Consider the following 25,769-nt stretch of genomic DNA (forward strand, 5'->3'; position numbering starts at 1 on the left):
CCGGCACGGCGCCCCCGGCCGCGTCCACATGTCAAGACACCAATCTCAACATCCGGAGCAGCGGCGTACGGTGGCCGTACCACGTCTCGAGAGGGGTACGGCCGCATGCAGAAGGAGACCGCCGTCTACACCCATGGCCACCACGAGTCGGTGCTGCGCTCGCACCGCTGGCGCACGGCCGCCAACTCGGCCGCGTACCTGACACCCGAACTGCGGCCCGGGGCGGAGGTGCTGGACGTGGGCTGCGGCCCCGGGACGATCACGGCCGATCTCGCCTCCCTGGTCGCCCCCGGCACGGTGACGGCGGTCGACGCCGCGGCCGACGTCCTGGAGCAGGCGCGGGAGACGGTGCGGTCCCGGGGGAGGGACAACGTCCGCTTCGCGGTCGCCGATGTGCACGCACTGGACTTCCCCGACGACTCGTTCGACGTCGTCCATGCCCACCAGGTGCTGCAGCACGTGGGCGACCCGGTGGCGGCGCTGCGCGAGATGCGGCGGGTGTGCCGGCCGGGCGGTGTCGTCGCCGTCCGCGACAGCGACTACGGCGCCTTCGCCTGGTTCCCCGAGGTACCGGTGCTGGACGCCTGGCTGGAGCTCTACCACCGCGTGGCCCGGGCCAACGGCGGCGAACCGGACGCCGGACGCAGGCTGTACTCGTGGGCGCGCGCCGCCGGCTTCACCGACATCACGGCGACCGCATCCGCCTGGTGCTTCACCACCCCGGACGAACGCGCGTGGTGGAGCGCCCTGTGGGCGGACCGCACGACCGCGTCGGCCTACGCCTCGCTCGCCGTCGAGGGCGGCCACGCCCGCCGGGAGGAACTCGACGGCATCGCCGCGGCCTGGCGCTCTTGGGGCCGCGAGGACGACGGGTGGTTCATGGTCCCGCACGGCGAACTGATCTGCCGGGTGCCCTGAGGCTGCTCAGCAGGGCGTCACCTCGGGCCCGAGCGACGGCAGCGCCCACGGCTCCAGCGTCCCCCCGGCGTACTCGGCGAGGAACTGGACCGCACCACCGGCGTAGTGCCACCAGCCGCCGCTGCGGGAGGCAACCGTGACGACCCAGTCCTGCGGGGTGTCGCCGGCCGTGGTCCACAGGAACTTGTCGCTCTCGTTCGACTCCGCCCAGGGCAGCAGGCCGCCGGGGGCGGGATGGGCCGTCGGACCGCGGCCGGGTTCGAGCCAGGCGTCGGCGAGGACATCGAGGGCGCCGCGCACACCGTGGAGCAGATGGTGCTCCCCGCCCGGCTCGGGGAGAGCGACGAGGACGAAATCCCCGAGGGCGAACGTCGGATACCACTCGGCGAGGCGCTTGTAGTCGGCGGGGAGGGCGGTGCCCAGGCCGTCCTCCAGCACGGCCCAGTCCGGCACGACGGGCTCCGCTCTGCGCAGGCCGCGCAGGCCGGGGACGGCCGACTCCAGCGCCGCGAGGGCCTCCTGCGGATCCGTGATGCGGCGGGCCGGCGTCTGTGTGCCGATCGACTCGTCGTTCATGACCGCAGCGTGCCAGAGCCGTCCGACAATTCCCGGTGAGGGGCGCGGACATCGTGGCGGCATCCCTGCGGCCGTCGGGACCCGGGCGCCCGGGACCCGACGTCGGTTGCCGCCGGGACGTGCCGTCCCTCGCGGCACCCTCCGACCGCGAACCGTCCGTGCCCCGCCGCGCCGTGCGGCGGTGCCCGTGGCCGATGGCGCCCCCCGGCGGCCGCGGGGCGGGAATCGATCTCGTGGTGCGGCGGCGCCAACTACCCTCGCCCGTATGGAGATCCTCGGAACCACGCTGCGTATCTGCGTCGACGACCTCGAGGCCGCGTCCGGCTTCTACGAACGCCTCACCGGCACGCCTGCGCTCCGCTTCGAGCGCGGCGGGGTGTCGGTGGCGGCGGTGGGCTGCTTCCTGCTGATGAGCGGTCCCGAGTCGGAGCTGGAGATCCTCCGCAAGGTCTCCGCGACCATCGCCGTCGAGGACGTGGACGCGGCGTGCGCGACGCTCACCGAGGTCGGGGCCAAAGTGGTGGCGGGGCCGGTGCCGACGCCGGTGGGCCGCAACCTCATCGCGGTCCACCCGGACGGGTCGGTGTTCGAGTACGCCGACCGGAAAGCCGCCGCCCCGGACACCGCCGACGCCCCGGGCCGCTGAGAGCGGGCCGGAGTTCGGCGGACCGCACCGCGCGGCGGCGCCGGGCCCTGCTCACCGCCGCCGAGACCCTGCGGCCTCCGGGCCGACGTCGTCCGCGCCGTCGTCGAGCCGCCGCTGCCAACCCCCCGCCGACCCGCGCCCCGGCACACCCCACCCAGGCCGTCCCGCCGCGGGTCGGGCCGCCGCCGCTGTCACACCGGCCGCGTCTCCCCCCGCCGTCGCCTGCCGGGCAGGACTCACGTCCCCTGGTGCGGAGGACGCATCCGGAAGTCGTAGCGTTCGGGCAGGGGTTCGCCGGTGAGCTGCGACCAGGTCTCGCCGAGGATCTCGGCCCCCTCGTGCAGATCCGCCACTTCGAAGCCCTCGTCGAAGACGGACCTCGCCCCGGCCCGGTCCCCCTCGGCGAGCAGCAGCCGGGCCTCCAGCAGCCGGAACCGGCCCCGCTCGCGCAGGGCCGGCCACAGCCGGTCCAGTACCGAGCGGGCACCGGCCGTGCGGCCGGTGCCCAGGAGCGACTCGATCGCCTCCCGGGCCAGCGCCGCCGTCGCCGCCGTCCAGGACTCACCGTGGTCACGGCGCTCGGCGCAGAGGTCGTCGAAGGCCTCCGCGTAGAGGTCGGCGGCCCGCTCGGGATGGCCGCCGGCGCGGTCGGCGAGGGCCAGGCAGCGCAGCAGCGGCCAGCGCGAGGGGGCCAGCCTCAGGCCCCGTTCCCAGCTCCGTACGGCCTGGGCGTGGTCGCCGGCGTGCCACTGGGCCACCCCGAGGTGGTACTCGGTGTGCGGCTCGGCGGGCGCCGTCTCGAGCATGTCGCGCCAGTGCGGCGCGACGAGGGTGGGGCCCGGCGGGGCGGCCCGGCGCGGTGCGGGAAGGACGCCGGTGCGCAACAGCGCCAGCCAGGGCGCCTGTTCGTCGCCGAGCGTGGCGGGGTCGAACGGGGTCCCGGGCAGTTTGTGCCCGGCGCGCAGGACTTCGAGAGCACCCCAGCCGGAGCCGGTGGCCAGCTGCTCGCCGGGTTCGGTGTCGGCGTGCGGCCGCCACGCCGTGTACGCGGCCTCCAGCTGGGCGCGCGGCAGGGCCCGTTCGAGACACGCCTCCGTCCCGGCGCGCGCGGCGGCCCAGTCGTCGCCGTGCACGACGGCCGGGTCGGCGTCGAGCGGGCCGTACGCCTCCAGCCAGCTGAACTCCTCCTCGGCTTCGAGCCGTACGTGCTCCAGCTGGGTGCGGGCGAGCCCGGCCTGGATCTCCGCGTAGCCGGGTCCGCCGGGCCCGGTCAGCCACTGCTGCCAGTTGCGCCCGCCGCGGCCCGCGCCCCAGACGAACAGCTTGCGGCCGAGGAGCCGGTCCGTGGAGGTCTGCACGAGGCCGCGGCCGTCCTCGCCTAGCGAGGCGATCCACTTGCGGGAGTCCTCGGGCACGTCGTAGAAGTAGTCGGCGGAGTGCTCGCTGCGCAGCGGGTACGTGCGGTCCGCGCCGTCGTGCCCGGGGACCGGCGCCTTGCGCAGGGGGCGTTGGCAGCCGAAGTGCCACGCCTCGTCGGCGGGTGCCAGGACGCGGGTCCGCTCCCCCTCCGGCACGGCGGTGTTGGACCACCAGTAGACGGGCGCCGGTCGCTCGTGGGGGTTGCGTATCCGGACCCCGACGAGGAGGAACGCGGAGTCGTCGGGAAGCCACAGGTCGACCTGGAACGGCAGGTCGCGCAGCCGCTCCCACTCCCAGAGCCGGACCATGTCGCCGCCGTCGGGCGCCGCGACGACGGCCGCGTGCAGCGGCTCGCAGGAGAGCGGGGAGTGGCCGATCGCGCCGATGTTCCATTCGATGCCGCCGGCGAACCAGGCGCCGTTGAGGGCGAAGCCGGCCGGCTGGAGGACGGGGTTGCGGTGGACCAGTTCCCGGCCGGTGGGCTTGTGGTGCAGCGAGTGGACCCGCCCGCCGAGGCCCGGCAGCACGGTGGCCCGGAGCAGGTCGTTCTCGATGACGATCGCGTCGAGGTCCGTCTGGGTCCGTTCCCGCCCGTACCCGTCGCGCAGCCGCGCCGGCAGGATGGTGCGCAGCGGCTCGTACGCGATGCGGCGGGCCATGGCGCGGGGCAGTTCGCGCAGGGCGCGTTCGTCGGGCCGGTGGAGCCCGTCGGGGGTCCGCAGGGCGGGCAGCGGGTTCTCCGGTCCCAACGGGGCCGCGGGCAGGGTCAGTACGGCACGTCGCACGGTCGTGGCCAAGGCAACCTCGCTTCGTCTCGCGTCGTTCGCGCGGGGTCGCGCTTCGGCCCTGCGGCTGCGTCGGGCAGGCGGCCCCGTCGACCATGGAACACGGTGCTCGCCGGGGCGGCCAGGGGTTCTCCGGGTCAGGCTTCGGCAAAGGCCGCCACGACGAGATCCGCGAGGAGCCGGCCCGCGGCGCCGTCGGGGTCCAGATCGGGGGCGTAGACGGTGACGTCGAGGCCGACGCACCCGCTCGGAGCGGAGCAACGGCCGCAGCACCGGGACGAGTTCCTCCGGCAAGAGTCCGCTTCTGCGCCCGCCTGTACGGGCACAGGTCGGCGAAGAACCGCGCCCGCAAGGCACTGGAGGCCGCCGAACATGGCTGACCTGCGGCCGGTCGCCGGACCGTTCGTCGCCCTCGGCCCGTCCGGTGTGGCGGTACGTACCCGGCTGAAGGACCTCACGCCTGAGGACGAGAAGGTACTGCGCTTGGTGGGGGCCCACCTGGGCTCGCTCGCCTCGAAGGACCTCAAAACGCGTTGCGCGGACGGCCTGGAACACTGCGCCGGGTCATGGGCGGCCCGTAAGCGGGACCTGACGGCCGAGTCGTCGTCCAGGTGGGCCGGGTCCATCACGAAGGCCACGCATGACCAGTGGGCGCTCGCCCGGCGCGGCCAGGCCGGGCACGTGCAGTCCCTCGAAACCGGTATCACGACGATGCGGCACCGGCTGTCGCTGCCGGTCGGCCAGAAGGGCACCAAGCGGACTCCGGGCGGCTACCGCTGCGCTCACGAGTGGTTCCACAAGACGCGACGCCTGCATGTGATGGAGGACCGGCTCCAGAAGGTCCGGGCCGACCCGGAAGCGGGCCGTGTGCATGTCGTGCGTGGCGGCAAACGTCTGCTCGGCACCCGCCACCACCTCGACACCGCGCAGCTCACCGAGGACCAGTGGCGCCCGCGGTGGGAAGCCTCACGCCGGTTCCTGCAGGCCGACGGTGAATCCGGCAAGGCTACGGCAACGAGACGATCCGGATCAGCCCGGACGGCGAGGTCAGCATCAACCTCCCGGCCCCGCTCGCCGACTTGGCCAACGCCCCGCACGGCCGGTACGCGCTCGGCTGCCGGGTCGGCTTCGCGCACCGCGGGCCGCAGTGGGCAGACCGAGTGGAGGCGAACCGCGCGGTGGCCTACCGCATCCACTACGACGTGGCACGGGGCCGCTGGTATGTGACCGCGTCCTGGCAGATCCCGGTCTCCCGGACCATCCCGATGGCCGCCGCCCTCGCGCACGGTGTGATCGGCGTCGACACCAACGCCGACCACCTCGCCGCCTGGCGCCTGGACACCCACGGCAACCCGACCGGGAACCCGCGCCGGTTCTTCTACGACCTGTCCGGTACCGCCCAGCACCGCGACGCCCAGGTCCGCCACGCCCTCACCCGACTGCTCAACTGGGCCAAGACCTGCGGCGTCAAGGCCATCGCGGTCGAAGACCTCGACTTCCAGGCCGAGAAAACCAGAGAGAAGCACGGGCGCAAGCGCCGATTCCGGCAGCTCATCTCCGGCATGCCGACCGGCAAGCTCCGCGCCCGGCTGACCTCCATGGCCGACGCCACCGGTATCGCGATCATCGCCGACCCGGCCTACACCAGCAAGTGGGGCGCCCAGCACTGGCAACAGCCGATGGCCGGCCCCACCCGTAAGACCACCCGGCACGATGCGGCGAGCATCGCGATCGGGCGACGCGCCCAGGGACACCCGATCCGGCGACGGACGACACCGCCCCGTGCACACCAGAGCGATGCGCTCGGGCATCGGACCGTCCAGGCCGACCGGCGTGCCCTGGGGCGTGAGGAACCCCGCCCCCGCACCCCCGGACCACGGACACGATCCGTGCCGCCGGACGCGGCGAGCACGCGGGCGACCAGGACATCCAAAACCGTTCGGGATGTCCGCAGTGACCAGGAATGGGTCCAAGACTCACTCCTGCTCACTGATTAGGAACGGTCGAGCACGTCGGCGTCCAGGTGCGCCCAGAAGCCGTAGAGGGCCGTGGTCTCGAAGGACCGCGCGGCTGCCGCGGCGAGACCGGCCCCGCCCCACTGCCGGATCTCCCCGACGGTGACGTGGGGGATCCTGAGCGCGGTGAGCTCCGCCCGGTCCTCGTCGCCGTCGCGGAGCCCGAAGAGCCGGACGCGCACGGGCGCGCGCGCCGGACACCCGGCGGAAGATTGTCCGGATGCATCACTCGAATGGCTGGTTTAGGGTGAAAAGCGACTGTGCTTGTGAGTGTCCGAGCCGCGCCCTCCTGGCGCCGGGGCTCGGGCAGTACGCCCGGGCAGTGGGCCCGGGGAGCCGCTTACGGAGCCGTGTTCCGGACGGTTCGTGCTTCGCCGGCCTCCGGCCGCCCCAGTCGTCCGGGAGGTCCTGTCCTCCCGGAGCGGACGCCGCCCCGGGCACCGCGAGCAGAGACCCCCAGCAGCCGACCCCGGAGGTACCGCATGTCATGGCCGATACGCACCCGCACGGGCAGCCGCGCAGGACGGGTCCGCCCCGGCGCCGATCCCGCCGCACGCGCCCGTCCGGCACGTGTCCGTACGGCCGTCCGCGCCCGTACCGCGGCCCGCGCCGGAGTGCGGGCCCTGGGCACCCTGGCCGTGGCGGCCGTCGCCGCGTCGCTGGTGCCGGCCTCACCCGCGATCGCGGCGCCGCCCCCGCCGTGCCTGACCTCGGACCTGGCCCTGTCCTGGGCTCCCGGCGGCACGGCCGTCTCCGGCGGCACGGAGCCCGGCAGCAGCCGGACCGCGGTCGTCTCCCTGCGGAACGCGGGGACGGCCACATGCATGCTGGACGGCTTCCCGAAGGTGACGCTCGCCCAGGGAGCCACCACGGAGAACCTCGTGGACCAGCGGTCGGTGTCGCACTCGGCCGTCGACCTCGAACCCGGGGCGAGCGCCCGGTTCACCCTCACGTTCCGGCAGGGCCAGTCCGGCGAGGACGGGGTGGTCGAGCCGGTGACGGCGATCGTGACCCCGCCGAACAACACGGCGTCGAAGAACATGCGCTGGCGCTGGGGACCCGTCGCCGAGCAGGAGTCGGCCGACCCGCCCCGCAACTTCGTCGGTCCTGTCGTGCCGTCCTGAGACCCCTCGACCCTGAGCCCCCGTCACCACGGGGGTACGGGGGCTCAGGTCCACCTTCCGGCCCGCCTTCGGGCCCACGCCGCGCGCAGCGCCCGGGGCGTCGTCGCCGCGCACCGCCGCGGGCGTCGTCGCCGCCCGGCCGCGGACGCCGACGGGCCGGCTACGACGCCGTGTCGTCGGGCCAGATGCCGATGTGGTCCGCCTCCAGCTCCAGCACGACCCGGTCGCGCATGCCCAGCGCCTCGGTGTGGTCCGCGGGGAGTTGCAGCCGCCCGGCGCGGTCGAGCATCGCGTACTCCCGTGCCACCACGGACTCCTGGCCCGTCGCCGCGTCCACCTCCGTCCTGCGCAGGATCTCCGTGGAGGTGCGGCCGTCGCGGATGGCGACCGTGCGGCGGACCTCTGAGGCGACGGCCTGGTCGTGGGTGACGATGACGACGGTCGTGCCCAGGCGCTCGTTGGCCGTGCGGAACGCGGCGAAGATCTGCTCCGCGGTCCGGGAGTCGAGTTCGCCCGTCGGCTCGTCGGCGAGGAGCACCTTCGGGTCGTTGGCCAGTGCGACCGCGATCGCCGTGCGCTGCTGCTGCCCGCCGGACATCTCCCGGGGTCGGCGGTCCCGGCAGTCGGCGACGCCGAGCAGCGACAGCAGTCCCGTCACCCGCTCGGCGCGGGCCGCCTTCCTCGCGCCGCGGCCGCGCAACTGCATGGGGAGGGCCACGTTCTGGGCCGCCGTGAGGTAAGGGAGCAGGTTGCGCGCGGTCTGCTGCCAGACGAAGCCGACGATGTCGCGCCGGTAGCGCAGACGGTCCTTCGCGCCCATCGCCAGCAGATCGAATCCGGCCACCTCGGCCGCTCCGGCCGTCGGCTCGTCGAGTCCGGCGAGGATGTTCATCAGGGTGGACTTGCCGCTGCCGGAAGCACCCACCAGGGCGGTCAACTCGCCCTCCCGCACGAGGAGGTCGAGACCCTGCAGCGCCTGGACCTCCACCCCGTCCGTGGAGAAGATCCGGACCAGCCGGTCGCAGGTGATCAGCGCGTCGTGGCCGTACCGGGGCCGGTCCCGGCGCCCCGCTGCCCGGGCCTCCAGCTCCCCGAGCGTGGTGGCCGCGGCGCCGCTCGGCGGCGGGGCCGCCGTCGGCGACACGGCCGTCTCGGACGGCCCGCGGGCGGACCGCGTCGCGGAACCGGCCGGAGAAGCGGAACCGGCCGGGGTGCCGGTACGGGACTCGGTCATCGGGTGACGTCTCCTGCCCTGAGTTCGGTCGTCGTGGCACGCCGTGTGGCCGCCCATGCCTGGAGCGCGGCCACCCCGGCCGCCAGTGCCACCACGGCGGCCGCGGGCAGCAGCAGGCTCCAGGGATCCGTGCCGAGCCGCACCGAGCCGAGCGAGGGGACGCCGCCCCGCGCCGCCAGTGCCAGTCGGCCCAGATCGATGCCGGGCGCGAGCAGCCGGATCGCCGCCCAGCCGACCAGCGCGCCGCCCGCGCCCGCCAGCACCGCCTGCGGCAGGGACTCCAGGATCAGCAGCCGCCTTCCCTGGCGCCGGGTCAGCCCCATGGTGCGCAACCGCGCCAGCATCGCCGTACGTTCCGGCGCGGCCTGCAGCAAGGACAGCAGCAGGGCGAGCGCCGCGTATCCGGCGCCTGCCGCCACCGCCACCGCGTAGACCCGTTCCGCGCCGCGCTGGACCGGGGTCTCGACGAGTCCGGCGCGCTCCTCGGAGCGGAGCCCGACCCGGACGCCCGCCCCGGCGCCCGCGGCGCGTACGGCCTGGCCGAGACCCGCCGCCGTGACGGAGGGACCGGACACCAGCAGCGTGGTGGGTGCCCGGCCGGCGGGCAGTCCCGCCGCGTCCACGACCAGGAAGTCGCCCTCGGCCGCGGCCGGGGTGACGTCCCGCACGGCGGCCACCCGTACGGTGAACGGTGCGCCCACCGGGCCGATCTCGACCGGCCCGGTGCCGAGGCGTTCGGCGACCCGCGGGGTGGCGAGAGCCGGCAGTTCACCCCGTGCGCCGCGCAGTTGCCCGGGCGCGAAGGGGCCGATTCCGGTGGAGCGGGCGAGGCGGGCGTAGGAGCCGGGCTCCACGGCGAGCAGTGTGACGCTTTCGGCTCCCCCGTCCCGCAGATCGAGGTCGTACGAGCGGTGCACGACGGCGACGTCGCGCACACCGGGTGCCTTCCGCACCTCCGCGGCCAGTTCCCGGGGCAGTTCCTCGGCCTCGATCCCCGCGTCGGCGCCCACCGCCAGCAGAGCAGCGCGGTCACGGGCCTCGCCGACACCGGTGAGCACCGAACCGCCGAACGCCGCCGTCGTCAGGGCGACGAGCAGGGCCAGCAGCGGCAGTCCGGCGCTGGCGGGAGCCCGGCCCGCGCGGGCCACGGAGAGGAATCCGATCGCTCCGCGCCACCTCGCGGCAGCGTGGGCGGCGAGTTTCAGCGGCAGCGGGTACAGCCGGACGAGCAGCAGGGCGGCGATCACCCCCACCAGTACGGGCGCGGCGCCGGCGAGCCGGTCCGGCGCCCCGCCCCTGCGCAGTGCCGCCACGGCCGCCGAGGCCAGGACGAGCAGGGTCAGTTCGGCAACGGTCCGGCGCCTGGAGGGCCGGGTGCGGACGAGATCGTCGCGCTGCCCGGGCAGCCGCGGCCGCCGGTGCAGGAACGCGGCGTGCAGCGGCAGCGCCGCACATCCGACGAGCGCCACGGCGGCGGAGGCGGGCAGCGCGGGCAGCGGCCGGCCCTCGGGCAGCAGGAGGAAGGCGAGGGCGCAGCCGGCCCCAGCCGCGGGCAGCACGGGGACGGCGGACTCCGCGAGGAGCCGGCCCGCGATCCCGCGCAACGAGGCCCCGCGCGCCCGCAGCAGCGCCAGTTCGGAGTGCCGGCGTACGGCGCCGAGACCGCCGGCGAGCACGAGGACGATGCTCGCGACCGTGCCGACGCCGACGGCGGCGACCGCGACGACGGGACGGGCCGAGCCGAGCACGCCGTCCGCTTCGGCGAGGATGTCGTCCAGGCCGGTGGTGATCTCCAGGTCGGGGGACACCCGGCTCCGCAGCGCGGCTCCCACCGTGCCGTGCTCGACCGAGGCGACCGCCTCCCTGACACCGGGCAGTTCGTCCACGCCGATGCGGGAGGGCTCCACGGCGACGCGCCAGTAGGTCTCGGCGTGCGCGGACACCGACAGCAGCACCGGTGCGGCGTCCGGCGCCAGCAGCAGGGCCCCGTGCCAGTACGGCTGCGGGACGGGCGGTGGGGTGTACAGCTTCGCCGGGGTGCGCAGGACCGGTTCGACGGACCAGTAGGCGCCCTCCGGGTGCCGCGGTTCCAGTATCCCGGTGATGTGCACGGCGAGCGGTCCGCCCAGTTCGGCGGGCCGGTTCACATGGATCCGGGCACCGGTCCCGATGCGCAGGGTGCGGGCGGTGGCCGTGGTGACGGCGGCCTCGACCTCGCGGGCCGTGGGGTCCGTGTCGCGGGGGGCCGTGGGCAGCCGCCCCGACCGCACCGCCGAGTGGCCGGCCAGCCCGGCGGGGGCGCTGAGCGTGAACACGGGTGGTCCGCCGTCCAGTCGGGGCAGCCAGTCGTCGGTGGCCGGCTCCGGCTTGCGCAGGCGGCTGCCGTACGAGGACTGCGCCGTGTCTGCGGGCAGCGCGCGCGGCATCGCCGCCAACACGGCCCGGTTCCGTGCGGCGAGGCCGGCCGGCCGCAGCGCCTCGACGGCCTCGTCACCGGCGTCCGGCGCGGGCGGGCCCACGGACAGCTGGACGCTGCCGCGTTCGGCGGGAGCACCGCGGAGCTCGTGGCGCAGCGCCTCGCTCTCGTAGGTGTCCACGGCCCGGGGAAAGGCGGCGGCGAGGAACGAGGTGACCAGGGTGAGCAGCAGCATCGCCACGGCCGGGCCCGGGGCGGTGCGCAGACGCGTCCGTACCCACGGTGCGGAGACCTTCGAAGTGCGCCCCACCGCCGGTGCTCCCGCCCTTCCGGTCGTGCCCGGCCGGCCGTCGGCGCCGCTTCCCGAGGTCTGCTTCACCTCACTCGCCGTCCCCTCCGCGCAGCGGCGTCGGGGACTCCCCGCGGCGCAGCGCCAGCACCGCCACGATCAGCACGGGTGCGGCGGCGACGCCTGCGAGGAGCAGGGCCGCCCACCCGGCGGGCAGTTCCACGAGGACGCCCGGCACCGGCCGGGTGGCCTGCCCGGTGAGCACGACCAGGGGGACGACCGCACGGGTCAGCGCTGTGCCGATGGCAAGGCCGACCGCCAGGGCCAGCCCGATGAGCAGGGCCTGTTCGACCGCGAGCAGCCGGGCGAGCATCCGGCGCGGGGCGCCGAGCGCCCGCAGCACGGCGAACTCCCGCGCGCGCTCGCGGACCGTGCCCGCGGTGCTCACCGCGAAGCCGACGGCGGCCAGCGCGGAGGCCGCGAACGCCGCGGCCAGCAGCGCCGAGCGGGAGCCCGCACCCAGCGGGTCGTCGTGGAGGTCACGGGCGATCTCGTCGCGCACCCGTACCTGGCCGGGGTCGCTCTCCGCCCGGTCCCGGAGCGCCGCGGCGACCTGGCCCGCCCGGCCGGGTTCGGGGAACATCCACCACTCGGTGGGCGGCAGCGAGGCTCCGGGGCGGGTGGCGAGCACGCGATTGACGGCCCGCAGGTCGAGCAGCAGCGCGCCGCCGTCGGCCGGGGTGGCGGACGAGCCGGCCGCTGCGGAGCCGGCGGACGCGGTTCCGGCTGCGGCACCGACCGGATCCGCGCCGGGCCCGGTCGTGGGCATGCCCCGCAGCACGCCGGCGATCCGGACCCTGATGGCCCCGCCGGGCATGGGGACCTCGATCACGTCGCCGGCCTCGGCGCCGCCGGCCTCGAGGAACCGGTCGGTCGCCAGCGCGAGAGGCATCGGCGGAGCGGTCCGGCCGACCGCCGAACGGACCGTCACCGTGCGCTCGTCCCCCCATGCGAAGGAGGGGACCGACGTGCCGCTGTGGTAGGCGAGATCGAGAGGTGCCAAGGTCGACGAGCGGACGGAAGTGATCGCGGGCGCCGCCTTGTTGCCGATCGGCTGCCCGCTCGTCAGCGTCGCCGTGGCCTTCCAGCCGAGGCCCTCGGGCACTGCGACCGGACGGACGGTGCCGTCCGCTCCGACGGCGTGCAGCCCGCCGATGGTGAACCGCTTGGGCGCGATCCGGTCGGGATGGCCCGTCTCGTCGAACTCGACGGCCGTCAGCACCAGGGGCCCGGCCGGACGGCCCGTCGGGGCACCGGCGGCGGCTGCGAAGTCGACGGTGGTGCGCCGCGGCCGTCCGTCGGACCGCAGCGTGTCGGCCTGCAGCCGGTAGGGCACCCCGTACCGGTCCTCGACGGTCACGGTGAGAGCCGAGCCGGACTGGGCGTACGGGCCGTCGTCGGCCGCGCGGAGCGTGACGTCGAGGAGCAGCCGTTCCGTGCCGGCGGGCAGGACCACCCCGGTCCGCGCGGCGGACGCCCGCCCCGCGCCGCCGGCCGCCGGCCGGTCCGCGGTGAGACGTCCGACGAGTGTCGGGTCCGCCAAGTCGTCCCGCAGCCGCAGGCCGTCGCCCGCGAGTCCCGTGTCGAGGGCGAGGACGGTGGCCTGGCGCCCGGCCGAGAGCCCGAGGGTGCTGCGCGCCGCCGGTACGGCGGTCTTCAGCCCGGGCGTGCCGTCGTACGCGCCGCCCTGGCCGAACTGCGGGACGGTGGAGCCGAGTACGCGCACCGGTGCGCCTGCCCGGAAGTCCGCCTGGTCGTCCTGCGAGCGGTCCCACGAAGCGCCCTGCCCGATCGCCAGCATGCCCGTCGCGACGGCCAGCACGAGCAGCAGCACCGGGCCGGCACCGCGCATCGGCCGGCGGCTCAGCTGCCAGCCCGCGAGCGAGGCGGTCAGCCCCCGGCCGCGCGCCGCGCGCCGCTCGGCGAGGCGCGCGGCGGGCGGCAGCAGCCGCAGGGTGAGCACGGTGCCCGCGAGCAGGGCCAGCGCCGGCGCCACGACGAGCAGCGGGTCGACGCCGAGCGTGCCCTCGTTGTCGCCGCTGAGGGCGCCCGCGCCCGAAGTGCGCCGGTACAGCTGCCAGTACGCCACCGCGGCGACGACGAGGAGGCCGATGTCGGCGCCGGCCCGCAGCGGGCCGGGCAGCGCGCGGGCCCGGCCGCCGGCTGCCCCGGACGCGGTGATCGCCGGGGCGGCCACGGCCACCGCGCACCCTGCCGCGACGGTCGCGGCGACCGCCCACAGCGCCGGGGCCGGAACGGTCTCGATCCGCAGCCCGAGCCTGCCCGGCAGGCCCTGCCCGGCGAGCAGCCCGGCGAGCGGCCCGGCGAGCAGCGGGGCTGCCACGGCGGCGGGCAGCGCGAGCAGCAGCGCCTCCACGGCGGCGAGTGCGCCCATCCGGCGCCGTGACGCGCCGCGGGCCATCAGCACCTGCGTCTCCGCCACACGTTCGGCGCCGAGCTGCCGGGCGACGAGCAGCAGCGCGTACGCGGCGAGCAGAACCAGCTGGGCGGCGACGATCAGCAGCGTCGCGCGGGACACCAGCAGCGCCCGTTCGAGCCGGTCGAGCACACCGGGCAGGGAGGTGCGGGCCGTGGCCCCGTGGGCGAGCGCCTCCTGAGCGGTGAGGTGCTCCTGGGCTGCCTTCGCCGCGGTGCGCAGGGTCTCGACGTCGTCCGCCTGCAGTGCCCCGAAGTCTGCGGTGGCCAGCCAGGACCGGGTGCGCTGGGTGATCCCGCCGCCCGCACCGAGGGCGGCGGGATCGGCGAGCAGCGGTCCGTAGGTGGTGAACGCGTCCTTGTGCACGCCCCGTCCGCGCAGCTCGTCCAGCCGCCAGTAGGGGTCGGCCGCGTCGGCGGGGCGGTACACCGCCGTGACCCGGATGCGCGCGGACGGGCCGCCGAGCCGGTCGGCGAGGGTGATCACCCGCGGTCCCGGCGCAAGCCGCAGCCGCTTGGCCGCCGCTTCGGGCACCGCGACCTCGGTCGCCCCGTCCGCAGCAGCGGCGGGCCACGCTCCCGCCGTCAGCCGGACCCGGGAACGGTCGGCGACGCCGAACTCCGCCAGATCCGGCTCGCCCGCGCGGGCGGCCGGCTCCTGCAGGTCGCGCGGCAGCCCGTACGGGCCCGAGCGGTCGAACTGGCGGAGGGTGACGGGGAGTCCGTCGAACGTCCTGCGCGCCGCGCGGAGCGCGGCGGCCGTCTCCGCCTCTCGGTCCGTGCCCGGGTCGTCCGAGGTGATGAACAACGCGGCGTCGGCCGCGTCCCTGGTCCGCAGCGCGTGCCGGAGCCCGGCGTCGCCGGCCGATCCCGCGAAGGCCGCGAGGGTCGTCAGCACGGCGGTGGTCAGCACGATGGCGAGCAGTGCGGCAGCGAGCAGCAGCCGGTGACCGCGCGCACGCAGAAGCACGAACCCCGCCACCGGTCCCCCTTGCACACACGGTGTACGTCCCCCGAAAGCCCTTTCGAAACGGGATGCTTGCAGACGGCCGGGGGCGAGGAGAACGCTCTCACACGGGACTTGACGAGATCGTGACCGGATTCCGGTGCGGGCGCACCGGAATCCGCGTCCGGGCGGGGCGGGTCGGGGACGGGCTCCGACCGTCAGGTCATCGCGCGGGCCGGGGCGGGACCGGCGGTGCGTTCACCGCGCAGGCGGGGACGGTGGCCGGCGGGACGGTGCGTCGTTCGGCTTCCGGCGGTCAGTTCGCGTCCCCGGCGCCGGGAGCCGGCCGCGGTGCGCGGAGTTCCATCTCCGCGGTGATGGCCCAGCGCTCGTGGTCGCGCCAGGCGCCGTCGATGAACAGGAAGTCCGGGGAGAAGCCCTCCAGCCGGAAGCCCAGCCGCCGCACGAGGGCGATGGAGGACTGGTTGCGGGGCTGGATGTTGACTTCGAGCCGGTGCAGTCCGAGCGGCCCGAAGGCGTGCCGTACGACGAGTCCGAGGCCCTCCGTCATCAGTCCCCGGCCCGCGGCGTGGGCGAACGCCCCGTATCCGAGTGCTCCGCTGAGAAAGGCGCCCTCGACGATGTTGTTGATGTTGATGAACCCGGCGATCCGGCCGTCCGCACGGTCGCAGACGAGGTAGCCGGTCCTGGACGGGTCCTCGAGCAGCCTGCGGGCGTAGGCGACGTAGTCGGCCTGGGTCCGGGGCGGGAAGAGCCAGGGCCGGTGCAGCCGGGTGCTCTCACGGGCGAGCGCCGTGTACTCCGCAGCGTCGTCGAGGCGGTAGTGGCGTATGAAGGTCCTCCGGCCCACCGCGACGGCGGCGCCGACGTCGGCCCGGGGGCCCGAGGCGGCCTCGGAGCCGGAGGCGTGGTCGGCGGTGGCGTCGCGCGGGTCCGGAGGGGGGTCGGGTGCTGCGGCCATGGCGCAAGGCTACGGGCTGTCCCGCAATCACCGGTGGATCAGCTCGCGGCGTCGGATGCGGTGCACCGCAAGGCGGAGGGTCGCCTTCATACCGGGCGCATTCGGGCGATCCGACTACGCAGCGAGGTGCCGTGGCTGTCTTCGCGCGCCCGCTGGGGACTGCGGGGCAGCCCTTAGCCCCGGGTCACCGGCGGCGGCGGTGGAAGAGGTAGGCACCGCAGAGACCGCCGACGACCCACGTGCCCAGCAGGGCGAGGTACAGGGGGATCGTGACCTCGGGGATCAGCAGCCTGATCTCCACTTCCTTGGTGTTCTCGAAGATGAAGACCAGAGTGAGGACCGCGACGACGAGGGCGGCGATCCGGCCCGGGGTGAGCCTGCCGCGGAAACCCTCACCGCCGTGCGCGCCGCTTCCCCTGCGGGCCTTGGCCCCGGTCGATGTGTCCTTGCGGCTCATGGGACCAGGATGGACGTATCCCGGTCCCACGGGCGGTGCGGAGCGGACCGTACGGGTGACGCGCACGGCGTCCCGGCGTCCTTCAGTGGTGGCTGAGGACCGGACGGGGCTGCTCCTCGGATTCCTCGCCCGGCTCCCCCACCGCCGTCGCGGGCCCGGGGCGCCGGATCAGCAGCGATGTGACCACTCCGACGGCGAGCAGGGCGAGCGCGACGGACATCGCGTTGCGGTAGCCCGCCTCCGTGACCCCGTTCGCGTCGCTCCCCGCGGTGATCACGGCGGAGGCGTGCAGATCGTGGTGATCAGCAGCGGCCAGGCGCGGCGGGAGGCCAGGAGTTCGAGGTCGATCACCGGGTCGGTGGCGGACTTCTGCGAGACGACGAAGGAGACCAGGGAGGCGACGCCACCGAGCAGGAAGCCGAGGGTGAGCGGGGAGGTCCAGCCCCAGGCGCTCCCCTGGGCGAGGCCTACGAGCACGCCGGTGAGACCGAGGGAGAGGGCGGCGATGCCGCGGGAGTCGAAGCGGACGCCGGTGGTCGCCGGCGGCACGTCGGGGACGCAGCGGCGAACGCCGAGCAGACCCGTGACGGCGATCAGCGCTTGTCAGACAAGCGCCGTCGAACGGACTGGAATCTACGTGCGTAGAACGTCAAGGCCCTCTCGCTGTGAATTACGGTGGGCGGCAGGATGCGAGGTGTGCGACAGCCGTGGCGCACCTGGCGAAGCACGGGCCGGCCCGGGGGCACGCACTGCCCGCGCCGACGTCACCCCGTGCCGTCTCGGGACGAGCATCCGGGACGCAGCCTGACAAGTGCGCCGAGGAGGGGTCGTGGCAGTCAGCGGACAGCAGCGAAGGCCGGTCGTCGTCCTGTACGAGCGGATCGCGGACGCCATCCACGACGGCACCTATCCGCCGGGCTGCACGCTGCCGTCCGAGCCGAGGCTGGCGGCCGAACTCGGCGTCAGCCGGCCCGCCCTCCGCGAGGCCCTGCTGCTCCTGCAGGAGGACGGGCTGCTGACGGTGCGGCGCGGGGTCGGCAGAACCGTCAACGACCGCCCGCCGCGCCGGGGCTTCGAGCACGTACTGCCGCTCGAGGAACAGCTCTCGGCGGGTACCTCGCCCCTGCGGGTACGGGCGCTGCTGCGGACGGTCGAGGAACCGACCGACTTCACCACCCAGCACCTGCTCGCCCCCGCCCGGGCCGAGCTGCGCTTCTGGGAGTCGCTGCTGTCGGGCGAGGGCACCGCGGCCGCGCTCAGCCAGGAGTGGGCGGCCGCCGACGACGTCCTGGAACGGGCGCATCCGGCATTCGCACAGGCCCTGGGCCAGGCGGGCGACGACGCCGGGACGTCGATGCTGGCGGTGCTGACCGGGGCCTCCCGGGGTGTGCCGCTGACCGCGCACTCGGGCATCACGGCGACGCTGCTCGGCCGGCGTCGCGGAGCCCAGCTCAACCGCCCCGCCGACACCCCTGCCGTACTCGTCACCCAAGTCGTACGGTCGGCCGACGTCCCGATCCTGGCCGCCAAGCACATGCTCCCGACGGGCGCCCCGGCGCTGCCCGTCCTCCAGTCGGCCTGACGCCCCTCCCCCGGGCCCGGTCGCGGTCGTCCGCCGCGCGCCGCCTGCACGGAGGACGAGGCTGCGGCGCGGCCCGCCGCGCGGGGACGGGCACGGACGACCGGGCTGCGGGCGGCTGCCGTCCGGCCGGGTGGGCACCCGGGCGCGCGACGGGACTGCCGGACCGCGGGGCGCCCCCCGGACCGGGGGCGGCACAGCCGACCGGGAGGGCGCCCACCACTCGGGCCGCGGCGGGAGCCCGGCCGGGCGGATCGCCCCCACCCACTCGGGCAGCGCGGCGGACCGCGGCCGCAGCCGGTTCCGGCGTGGCGTACACTCCCGCTGCATGCACTTGTCTGACAACTCCACCGCAGAGTCGGCCGCCGCCCCCGGTCCCGTCGCCGAATGGATCCGCCGCGCGCCGAAGGCCGTTCTGCACGACCATCTGGACGGCGGTCTGCGCCCCGCCACGATCATCGAGCTGGCCCGGGAGTGCGGCTACGGCGATCTGCCCACCGAGGAACCCGCCGCGCTCGCCGTCTGGTTCCGTGACGCCGCGGACTCGGGGTCGCTGGAGCGCTATCTGGAGACCTTCGCCCACACCTGCGCGGTGATGCAGACCCGCGACGCCCTCTTCCGGGTCGCGGCCGAGTGCGCCGAGGACCTGGCGGCGGACGGCGTCGTGTACGCCGAGGTGCGCTACGCACCCGAGCAGCACCAGGAGCGGGGGCTGAGCCTCGACGAGGTCGTGGACGCCGTGAACGAGGGCCTCCGCGAGGGCGAGCGGCGGGCGGGGGGCCGGATCACGGTACGGGCCCTGCTCACCGGCATGCGGCACACGCGGCGCTCGCTGGAGATAGCCGAGCTGACGGTCGCGCACCGGGACCGCGGCGTCGCCGGCTTCGACATAGCCGGCGGTGAGATCGGCAACCCTCCGGCCGACCACCTGCCCGCGTTCCAGCACCTGAAGCGGCACAACTGCCACTTCACCATCCACGCCGGCGAGGCCGTCGGAGCGGAGTCGATCCACGAGGCGGTCCAGGTCTGCGGCGCCGAGCGCATCGGCCACGGTGTGCGGATCACCGACGACATCCAGGTCCACGACGACGGCACGGCGACGCTCGGCCATCTCGCCGCCTATGTCCGCGACAACGGAATCGCACTGGAGGTCTGCCCGACCTCCAACCTGCAGACCGGCGCGGCGAAGGACTACACGACGCACCCGATCGACCTGCTGCGCCGCCTGGGCTTCCGGGTGACACTCAACACCGACAACCGCCTGGTCTCCGGCACCACGATGAGCCGCGAGTTCCAGCACATGGCCGATGCCTTCGGCTACGGGCCCGAGGTCTTCGAGCGGTTCACGGTCGCGGCCGTCGAATCCGCGTTCCTGCCGCTTCCGGAGCGCCGCCGCATCATCGACGAGGTGGTCCGGCCCGGATACGCGGCCCTCGGCTGACCGTGGCGCGCCGTCGGCGCGCCACGGCCCGGCAGGTGTCTGCGCGACCGTCACGGGGGGGGCCGCGCAGGCACCGGACCGGCCGCACTCCCGGCGTCCGGCGCCGTCTGGCGTCAGCTCAGCGCCGGGACCTCCAGAGTCAGCGTCCCCGCGTCGGCGTCCAGCACCGCCGGCAGCCCGAGGGGCATGGTGAGGTTGCCGGGACCGTGCCCGAAGCCCAGCTCCTCGACGACCGGTACGCCGAGTCCGGCCAGCCGGTCGAGGAGCAGTGCCCGGACCCCCTCGTAGGGTCCGCAGTCCTCCCAGGAGCCGAGGGCGACACCCGCCACGCCGTCCAGCCAGCCGGAGCGCAGCAGCTGGGTGAGGATCCGGTCCAGGCGGTACGCCTCCTCCCCCACGTCCTCGATCAGCAGCAGACCGCCGCGTGCCGAGGGCCGTGCGTGCGGCGTGCCGAGGTCGGCAGCGAGCAGGCTGACGCAGCCGCCGAGGGTGATGCCGCTCGCACGCCCCGGGACGAGCGCGCCGCCGGCCGTGCCCGGGCCGAGGGTCATCACCGACTCGGGCTCGAACAGCGTGGCCCGCAGGGAGTCCTGGGTGGCGGTGTCCTTGAGGAACGCGGCCGTGGCCGGCATGGGGCCGTGCAGGGTGGACAGCCCGGTCCGGACGGCGAAGGCCTCGTGGAGCGCGGTCACGTCGCTGTAGCCGACGAAGACCTTCGGCCCCGCCGCGCGTATCGCGGCCCAGTCGACGAGGTCCACCATGCGCTGTGCGCCGTAGCCGCCGCGGGCGCAGATCACGGCGGCCACGGCCGGATCGCACCACGCCTGTTCCAGGTCCCGGGCGCGGTCCTCGTCCCGGCCCGCGAGGTGGCCGAAGGCCGGGTGCTCGTCGAGCACATGGGGCATGACGACCGGGTCCAGGTCCCAGCCGCGCAGAACGTCCAGGCCCGTTTCCAGGGTGTCGGCCGGGACGGGACCGCTCGTCGCGACGACGGCGACCCTTGAGCCCGGGGTGAGGCGCGGGGGGCGCGTCAGGGCGGTCAGGGCCGCCGCGCCGGAGTGCTGGTGCATGGGTTCACTTCTTCAGTTCGAGCTGGGGGACGTCGGTGCGCCTGATGCCGAAGGTCTGGGCGTACAGCGAGAGTTCGGCCTCCAGAGCGCGGATCATGGTGTCGGCACGGCGGAAGCCATGGCTCTCCCCTTCGAAGGCGATGTACGCGTGCGGTATGCCGCGCCCCGCCATCTGGGCGAGGAAACGCTCGCTCTGCACCGGCGGGCAGATCGGGTCGTCCAGTCCCTGGAGCAGCAGGAAGGGAACGGAGATCCGGTCGACGTGCTCGATCGGCGACCGCTCCCGGTAGCGGCCGGGCACCTCGGCGAGCGGGCCGATCAGCGACTCCAGGTACTGGGACTCGAAGTCGTGGGTCTCGTCGGTGGCCCAGCCCATCAGGTCCAGGATGGGGTAGATGATCGTGCCGCAGGCGTACACGTCCGTGCCGGTGAGCGATGCCGCGGTGGTCCAGCCTCCGGCGCTGCCGCCGCGGACGGCGAGCCGGTCCGGGTCTGCGGTGCCCTCCGAGGCGAGGGCCTCGGCGACCGCCGCGCAGTCCTCGACGTCGACGACGCCCCACTGCTCGCGCAGCCGGTTGCGGTACTCACGCCCGTAGCCGGTGGACCCGCCGTAGTTGACCTCGGCGACGCCGATGCCGCGCGAGGTGAAGTAGGCGATCTCCAGGTCGAGGACGAGTGGGGCGTGGCCGGTCGGTCCGCCGTGCGCCCAGACCACGAACGGCGGAAGCTCGTCGTCGGGGGCGATCCGGTCCGGGTTGTGGGGCGGGTAGATGTGGGCGTGGATCTCCCGGTTGTCGGGCCCGGTGAAGGTGCGGATCTGGGGCTCGGGATAGTACGCGGGGTCCACGGCGTCGACGTGTGCCGCACCGATGACGCTGGTCCGGCCGGTGCAGGTGTCGAGTTCCACGACCTCGTAGCCCGTGCGGGGGCTGGCCGCGACGCCGACGACCCTGGTGCCGTGCGCCGCGAGGGTCGGGGCCCACTCCGTCCAGGGGCCCGCCGCGTCGACCAGTTCGCCCGTCTCCGGGTCGAGTATCCCGAGGGCCGTGGCGCCCTTGCCGTGAACCACCGCGATCAGTCCGCTGTCGAGCGGCTGGAACCACTGCAGGCCGATCTTCCACAGCGGGCCGCCGAACTCCTCGTTCCGCCCCTCGCACAGTCCGGTCGCGGTCGGCTCGTCGCTGTCGAGGGCGTCCGGCCGGACGCGGCGCAACTCCCACCAGTTGCCGGGGTCGGACACCAGGAGGAGGGAGCCGTCCGGGGCCCAGTCGACCTGGGCGACCGATTCCTCGGGGCCGCCGGCGACGGAGCGCACCGAGGTGAAGGGTCCCGTGCCGGAGACCTCGCCGACCATGACCTCCGTGCCGTCCCACGGCATGCGCGGGTGGTCCCAGGCGATCCAGGCGGCCCGGCGCCCGTCGGGCGAGAGCCGGGGGCCGGTCACGAACCGGTGCCGGTCGTCGCTCAGTTCCCGGACGGCGGCGCGGTCCTCGGCCGCGGAACCGTCCAGCGGCACGGCGGCGACGACGCGGCGCACATCGGTCGGAGCATCGCCGGTGAACTCCTCCAGGACGCACCAGACCTCGCCGCGGTCGAGCAGCATCACCGGGTCGACCCAGCGCAGTCCGCCGCCGACCGCGGACAGCGGGGTGAGCGGCCGCGGCGCGTCGCCGCCGTCCGGCTCGAAGACGTACAGGCGCTGGTCGGGGTGGTGGACGAAGACCACGAGCGGACCGCCGTCGGGGCGGGCGGCGGCGGCCCACGGCCGGCCGCCGTACTCGATGACGCGGCTGCGCACGTTCCACGGGGCGGGCAGGACGGACTCCTCGGAGCCGTCCGCTCTCCGCCGCACCAGCGCTCTGCGCCCGCCCTCGGTGGGGCGCGGCGCGGTCCACCACACCTCGTCCCCGACGACGCCGGCGAATTCGGGACGGCCGTCGTGCGAGGCCGCGAGCGCGGCGTCGATCGGCGACGGCCAGGTGCCGTAGGCCCCGGTGGGTACCATGCCAACTCCCCCTATGCGGACTTCAGGTAGTGGTCGAGGACGCGGACGCCGAAGTGCAGGGCTTCGACGGGGACGCGTTCGTCGACGCCGTGGAACATCGCCGCGTAGTCGAAGCCCTCGGGCAGCTTCAGCGGTGAGAAGCCGTACCCGGTGATGCCGAGGCGCGAGAACTGCTTGGCGTCGGTGCCGCCGGACATGCAGTACGGGACGACGTGCCCCTCGGGGTCGAAGCGCTCGATCGCCGCACGCAGCTTGGCGAAGGTCGGGGAGTCGACGGGCGCCTGCAGGGCGACCTCCCGGTGGTGGAACTCCCAGTCGACGTCGGGTCCGGTCAGCCGGTCGAGGGTCTCGCGGAACTCGTCCTCGCCGCCGGGCACCATCCGCCCGTCGACGAAGGCGCCGGCGTGGCCGGGGATCACGTTGACCTTGTAGCCGGCGTCCAGCATCGTCGGGTTGCTGCTGTTGCGCACGACCGGTTCGACCAGCGCGGCGGCGCGGCCGAGCTTGGTCATCAGCGCGTCGACGTCGAAGTCCGGTGCGTCGAGGTCGGCGTGGATGCCCTGCAGGGCCGCGAGCTCCGACAGGGCTGCGCGCACCGTCGGGGTGAGCCGGACCGGCCACTCGTACTCACCGATCCTGCTGATCGCCGCGGCAAGCCTCGTGACGGCGTTGGATCGGTTGACCTTGGAGCCGTGGCCCGCTCTGCCGTGGGCGGTGAGCTTCAGCCAGGCGGTACCGCGCTCACCGGCGCCGACCGGGTACAGCGCCATGCCGGGGCCGGCGTGGAAGGTGAAGGCCCCGGATTCGCTGATGCCCTCGGTGCAGCCCTCGAAGAGCCCGGGGTGCCGTTCGGCGAGGAAGCCCGCGCCGTCCGCCGCGCTCGCCTCCTCGTCGGCCGTGTAGGCGATGACGATGTCCCGGCGGGGCCGGACTCCCGTGCGGTGCCAGGCCCGGACGACCGAAAGGATCATCGCGTCCATGTTCTTCATGTCGACCGCGCCGCGCCCCCAGACGACGCCGTCGCGGACCTCGCCGGAGAACGGGTGGACGGTCCAGTCGGCGGGCTCGGCCGGGACCACGTCGAGGTGGCCGTGGACGAGGAGGGCGTCGGCTGAGGGATCGGTGCCCTCGATCCTGGCGACCACGTTCGTACGGCCCGGTGTGCGCTCCAGCATGACGGGCTCGAGGCCGGCTGCGGCGAGCCGTTCCGCCACGTACTCGGCGGCGGGGCGCTCACGGCAGTCGCCGCCGCCGCGGTTGGTGGTGTCGATGCGGATGAGCTCGGATGTGAAGGTCACCACCTCGTCGAGGGCGGTGTCGTCGACGGGTGCGGCCGTTGTCATGTCGTGGGACCTGTCCATGTGCGGGATGTCGGATGGTGCGGTGGGCGTGGCGGTCTTGGTGGGACGGCGGGTCACGTCAGCCATACTGCTCCTCCACCGCGGCGGAGACGATCGTCGTGACGGCCTTGAACGTGCGAATGGCCTCATACATGGTCTCGCTGGTGTAGACGGTGCGGCGCTCGCCGCTGCGGGCGGTGCCCGGCACGACGGTGGCGGCCGCGGCGAGGTGCTCCGCGTCGAACTCCAGCTCCACGGTGAACGGGCCGCCCCGGACCGGCTCGTGGCGGACGGCGAGGGCCGTGGCCTCCTTGGCGGCGGCGCGGATGTCGGCGGCCGTGCGCGTGGGTGTGCGGCAGACCGCCGCGTACCGCGAGACATGGTCCTTGACCGCGACCTTGCGGGCCTCCGGTGCGTATCCCAGGGCGTCCTCGCAGGCCAGGTCGTCGCCGGTGACGAGGATCACCGGGACTCCGTACTCGGCGACCACGTGCGCGTTGAGCAGGCCCTCGCTCGCCCGGGTGCCGTTCAGCCAGACGCCGGTGATCGAGTTCGCCAGATAGGTGTGGGCGAGCACGCCCTCGGCACCGGCTCCCGTGTGGTAGCCGACAAAGGCGATGCCGTCCACGTCCCCGTGCTGCACGCCCTCCACCATGGACAGCGATTTGTGCCGCCCTGTCAGCATTTCGGCACGCTCGTCCAGGCGCTCCAGCAGAAGATTGCGCATGCTCCAGTGCGCTTCGTTGATGAGCACCTCATCGGCACCGCCGTCGAAGAACCCGAGCACCGCCGCGTTCACGTCCGAGGTGAAGAGGGACCGGCAGCGCTCCCACTGGGGCGTGCCGGGCAGCACATCGGCCGGCCACGTGACACCGGTGGCGCCTTCCATGTCGGCGCTGATCAGGATCTTCATGCCAGGAACCGTACGCGCCGTCCGCCGCGCCGACCAGCCCTGTGGATAACTCCCGGTGGTTCAGACCGGTGACATCACTCGTTCCGGCCTCCCACCAGCCGCTTCGCCGTCAGCGCGGTCGGCTCGGGACAGTCTCGCCGAGCCGTTTCCCCGGTGCGCTCACCCGGCACCGCCGGGGACGAAGGACCGGCACCGCGGCACGCCCCGGTCGGGTGTCGAGCCCACCCGCTCGTGGCGTCTGAACTCGACGACGGGACAGCCCAGTTGCCGTACCTGGTCCACGATCCCGCCGGGGTCCCGGACCCCCATGCCGGGCAGTATCCCGGCGAGCCGCCGGACGAGTTCGCCGGAGTCGGGCAACTCGGTGTGCAGGGCGAACCCGGGCGCGATGCGCACCTCGCCGTCACCGGCGCCCGCGCCGGGCGCGCCGCCGGAAGCGAACCGTTCCGCGTCGGCCGCCAGGACGAGCAGCCGCTCCGGCCCGGGTCCCGTGAGCGGATACGCCCACCACAGGACGTCGACCCGCTCGTCGCGCGGCCGCCCTCCGCCCACGCCGAGCCGGGCGCGCCCCGCCGCCGGATAGAAGACAGCGGGCTCGGCACAGGGGTCCGCTGCGGCGCCGGGCGCGCCACGCCCCCGCGCCGGGAACTCCGAGAAGGGTGAGGCGGGCGAGGATGCCGGGGGAGGCAGGGCGGGCGAGGAGTCCGAGCCGGGCGGGGCGTCGGACGTCAGAGCGCCGGCCACGGGCAGCAGTTCCATGGCGGACTGACCGACGGCCACGTCCTCGTCGTGGCCGAACAGCGCACGCGCGCCTGCCGACCAGTGCGACACGAAGCCGTCACCGTCGGCGAGGACCACGGCGAGGCCCGCCGGGCCGACCGCCGCCGACCGCCGCCGCGGGGCCGGCGGAACGCCACCGTCCATGGCTGACAGGCTCCTTCCGGCGCGGGATCCGTGGCAAGTGACTCAACAGTAGGCCCCCGCGAGCACGGCTCGCCGGTCATCGCGCGAATCGGCCGGGTGCCGCCGCGGCGCGAAGCGGAACGATGAACTCCGCACCTGCGGTCCGCCCTGCCGGGCCCTCCCCCGCCATCCGCACCGGCCCCGGCACCGGCCGG

The 25,769-nt window shown here is 74.8% G+C and carries 19 protein-coding genes and 3 pseudogenes; 6 read left to right on the forward strand and 16 right to left on the reverse strand.

From position 1 onward, the window contains the following. Window positions 1-105 precede the first annotated feature (105 nt). The gene (locus tag BLT82_RS27895; protein WP_093659732.1) at window positions 106-918 is read left to right on the forward strand and encodes a class I SAM-dependent methyltransferase; all 813 of its coding nucleotides are present in this window, start codon (window positions 106-108) and stop codon (window positions 916-918) included. 6 nt (window positions 919-924) lie between these two features. Here the strand turns inward: BLT82_RS27895 and BLT82_RS27900 are convergent, their stop codons facing one another. Further along, window positions 925-1,494 carry an SMI1/KNR4 family protein gene (locus BLT82_RS27900; protein ID WP_093659734.1) on the reverse strand — a complete coding sequence of 190 codons (570 nt, stop codon included), beginning with the start codon at window positions 1,492-1,494 and terminating at the stop codon, window positions 925-927. Between the two features lie 265 nt (window positions 1,495-1,759). Here BLT82_RS27900 and BLT82_RS27905 point away from each other — a divergent pair, with 265 nt between their 5' ends. Continuing rightward, on the forward strand, window positions 1,760-2,140 hold the full coding sequence (locus BLT82_RS27905; protein ID WP_093659736.1) for a VOC family protein: 381 nt from the start codon (window positions 1,760-1,762) through the stop codon (window positions 2,138-2,140). 236 nt (window positions 2,141-2,376) lie between these two features. Here BLT82_RS27905 and BLT82_RS27910 read toward each other — a convergent pair whose 3' ends face one another. Further along, window positions 2,377-4,356: a DUF5107 domain-containing protein gene (locus BLT82_RS27910; protein ID WP_093659738.1), complete on the reverse strand. Its 1,980-nt coding sequence runs from the start codon at window positions 4,354-4,356 to the stop codon at window positions 2,377-2,379. A gap of 125 nt (window positions 4,357-4,481) precedes the next feature. Continuing rightward, a pseudogene (locus BLT82_RS38220) lies at window positions 4,482-4,644 on the reverse strand (arginase family protein); the annotation flags it as partial. A gap of 72 nt (window positions 4,645-4,716) precedes the next feature. Here BLT82_RS38220 and BLT82_RS27920 point away from each other — a divergent pair. Beyond that, window positions 4,717-6,341, forward strand: a pseudogene (locus tag BLT82_RS27920) (IS200/IS605 family accessory protein TnpB-related protein). Here the strand turns inward: BLT82_RS27920 and BLT82_RS27925 are convergent. After that, window positions 6,341-6,535: pseudogene (locus BLT82_RS27925) on the reverse strand (arginase family protein); the annotation flags it as partial. The pseudogenes BLT82_RS27920 and BLT82_RS27925 overlap by 1 nt on opposite strands. A 306-nt stretch (window positions 6,536-6,841) precedes the next feature. Here BLT82_RS27925 and BLT82_RS27930 point away from each other — a divergent pair. Then, window positions 6,842-7,483 carry a DUF4232 domain-containing protein gene (locus BLT82_RS27930; RefSeq protein WP_093659740.1) on the forward strand — a complete coding sequence of 214 codons (642 nt, stop codon included), beginning with the start codon at window positions 6,842-6,844 and terminating at the stop codon, window positions 7,481-7,483. Between the two features lie 160 nt (window positions 7,484-7,643). Here BLT82_RS27930 and BLT82_RS27935 read toward each other — a convergent pair whose 3' ends face one another. The 7 genes from BLT82_RS27935 to BLT82_RS27965 all read right to left on the reverse strand — a co-directional run bounded on the left by BLT82_RS27935 (window position 7,644) and on the right by BLT82_RS27965 (window position 16,852). Further along, window positions 7,644-8,717, reverse strand: a complete 1,074-nt coding sequence (locus tag BLT82_RS27935; protein WP_093659742.1) for an ABC transporter ATP-binding protein — start codon at window positions 8,715-8,717, stop codon at window positions 7,644-7,646. Further along, the gene (locus tag BLT82_RS27940; protein WP_167746107.1) at window positions 8,714-11,443 is read right to left on the reverse strand and encodes an FtsX-like permease family protein; all 2,730 of its coding nucleotides are present in this window, start codon (window positions 11,441-11,443) and stop codon (window positions 8,714-8,716) included. Before BLT82_RS27940 ends, BLT82_RS27935 begins: the two co-directional genes overlap by 4 nt. Before the next feature lie 70 nt (window positions 11,444-11,513). Continuing rightward, complete coding sequence (locus tag BLT82_RS27945) at window positions 11,514-14,900, reverse strand: FtsX-like permease family protein (RefSeq protein WP_093659744.1); 3,387 nt, start codon at window positions 14,898-14,900, stop codon at window positions 11,514-11,516. Window positions 14,901-15,180: 280 nt separating this feature from the next. Beyond that, on the reverse strand, window positions 15,181-15,846 hold the full coding sequence (locus BLT82_RS27950; RefSeq protein ID WP_093659746.1) for a GNAT family N-acetyltransferase: 666 nt from the start codon (window positions 15,844-15,846) through the stop codon (window positions 15,181-15,183). 184 nt (window positions 15,847-16,030) lie between these two features. Continuing rightward, a complete protein-coding gene (locus tag BLT82_RS27955) occupies window positions 16,031-16,303 on the reverse strand; it encodes a LapA family protein (protein WP_093659748.1) in 273 nt (90 codons plus the stop codon). 82 nt (window positions 16,304-16,385) lie between these two features. Next, window positions 16,386-16,580, reverse strand: a complete 195-nt coding sequence (locus tag BLT82_RS27960) for a hypothetical protein (RefSeq protein ID WP_093659750.1) — start codon at window positions 16,578-16,580, stop codon at window positions 16,386-16,388. Beyond that, entirely contained in the window at window positions 16,577-16,852 is a 276-nt protein-coding gene (locus BLT82_RS27965; RefSeq protein ID WP_093659752.1) for a hypothetical protein, read from the reverse strand. Before BLT82_RS27965 ends, BLT82_RS27960 begins: the two co-directional genes overlap by 4 nt. Before the next feature lie 280 nt (window positions 16,853-17,132). On the opposite strand from BLT82_RS27965, the gene BLT82_RS27970 reads away from it, so the two are divergent. Further along, on the forward strand, window positions 17,133-17,885 hold the full coding sequence (locus BLT82_RS27970) for a GntR family transcriptional regulator (RefSeq protein ID WP_093659754.1): 753 nt from the start codon (window positions 17,133-17,135) through the stop codon (window positions 17,883-17,885). A 325-nt stretch (window positions 17,886-18,210) separates the two neighbouring features. Further along, a complete protein-coding gene (locus BLT82_RS27975; RefSeq protein ID WP_093659850.1) occupies window positions 18,211-19,323 on the forward strand; it encodes an adenosine deaminase in 1,113 nt (370 codons plus the stop codon). 113 nt (window positions 19,324-19,436) lie between these two features. On the opposite strand, the gene BLT82_RS27980 is transcribed toward BLT82_RS27975, so the two are convergent. From BLT82_RS27980 to BLT82_RS28000, 5 genes are all read right to left on the reverse strand, one after another. Beyond that, window positions 19,437-20,393 (reverse strand): S66 peptidase family protein, encoded by a 957-nt coding sequence (locus BLT82_RS27980; RefSeq protein WP_093659756.1) that lies wholly within the window; start codon window positions 20,391-20,393, stop codon window positions 19,437-19,439. Between the two features lie 4 nt (window positions 20,394-20,397). Continuing rightward, window positions 20,398-22,398 (reverse strand): S9 family peptidase, encoded by a 2,001-nt coding sequence (locus BLT82_RS27985; RefSeq protein ID WP_093659758.1) that lies wholly within the window; start codon window positions 22,396-22,398, stop codon window positions 20,398-20,400. An 11-nt stretch (window positions 22,399-22,409) separates the two neighbouring features. Continuing rightward, complete coding sequence (locus BLT82_RS27990; RefSeq protein ID WP_093659852.1) at window positions 22,410-23,741, reverse strand: M20/M25/M40 family metallo-hydrolase; 1,332 nt, start codon at window positions 23,739-23,741, stop codon at window positions 22,410-22,412. Between the two features lie 76 nt (window positions 23,742-23,817). Further along, the gene (locus BLT82_RS27995; protein WP_093659760.1) at window positions 23,818-24,651 is read right to left on the reverse strand and encodes a M55 family metallopeptidase; all 834 of its coding nucleotides are present in this window, start codon (window positions 24,649-24,651) and stop codon (window positions 23,818-23,820) included. 159 nt (window positions 24,652-24,810) lie between these two features. Then, on the reverse strand, window positions 24,811-25,575 hold the full coding sequence (locus BLT82_RS28000; RefSeq protein WP_093659762.1) for a PAS domain-containing protein: 765 nt from the start codon (window positions 25,573-25,575) through the stop codon (window positions 24,811-24,813). Window positions 25,576-25,769: the final 194 nt, after the last annotated feature.

This window comes from Streptomyces wuyuanensis (assembly GCF_900103455.1).
In the GTDB taxonomy this organism is placed as follows: Bacteria; Actinomycetota; Actinomycetes; order Streptomycetales; family Streptomycetaceae; genus Streptomyces; species Streptomyces wuyuanensis.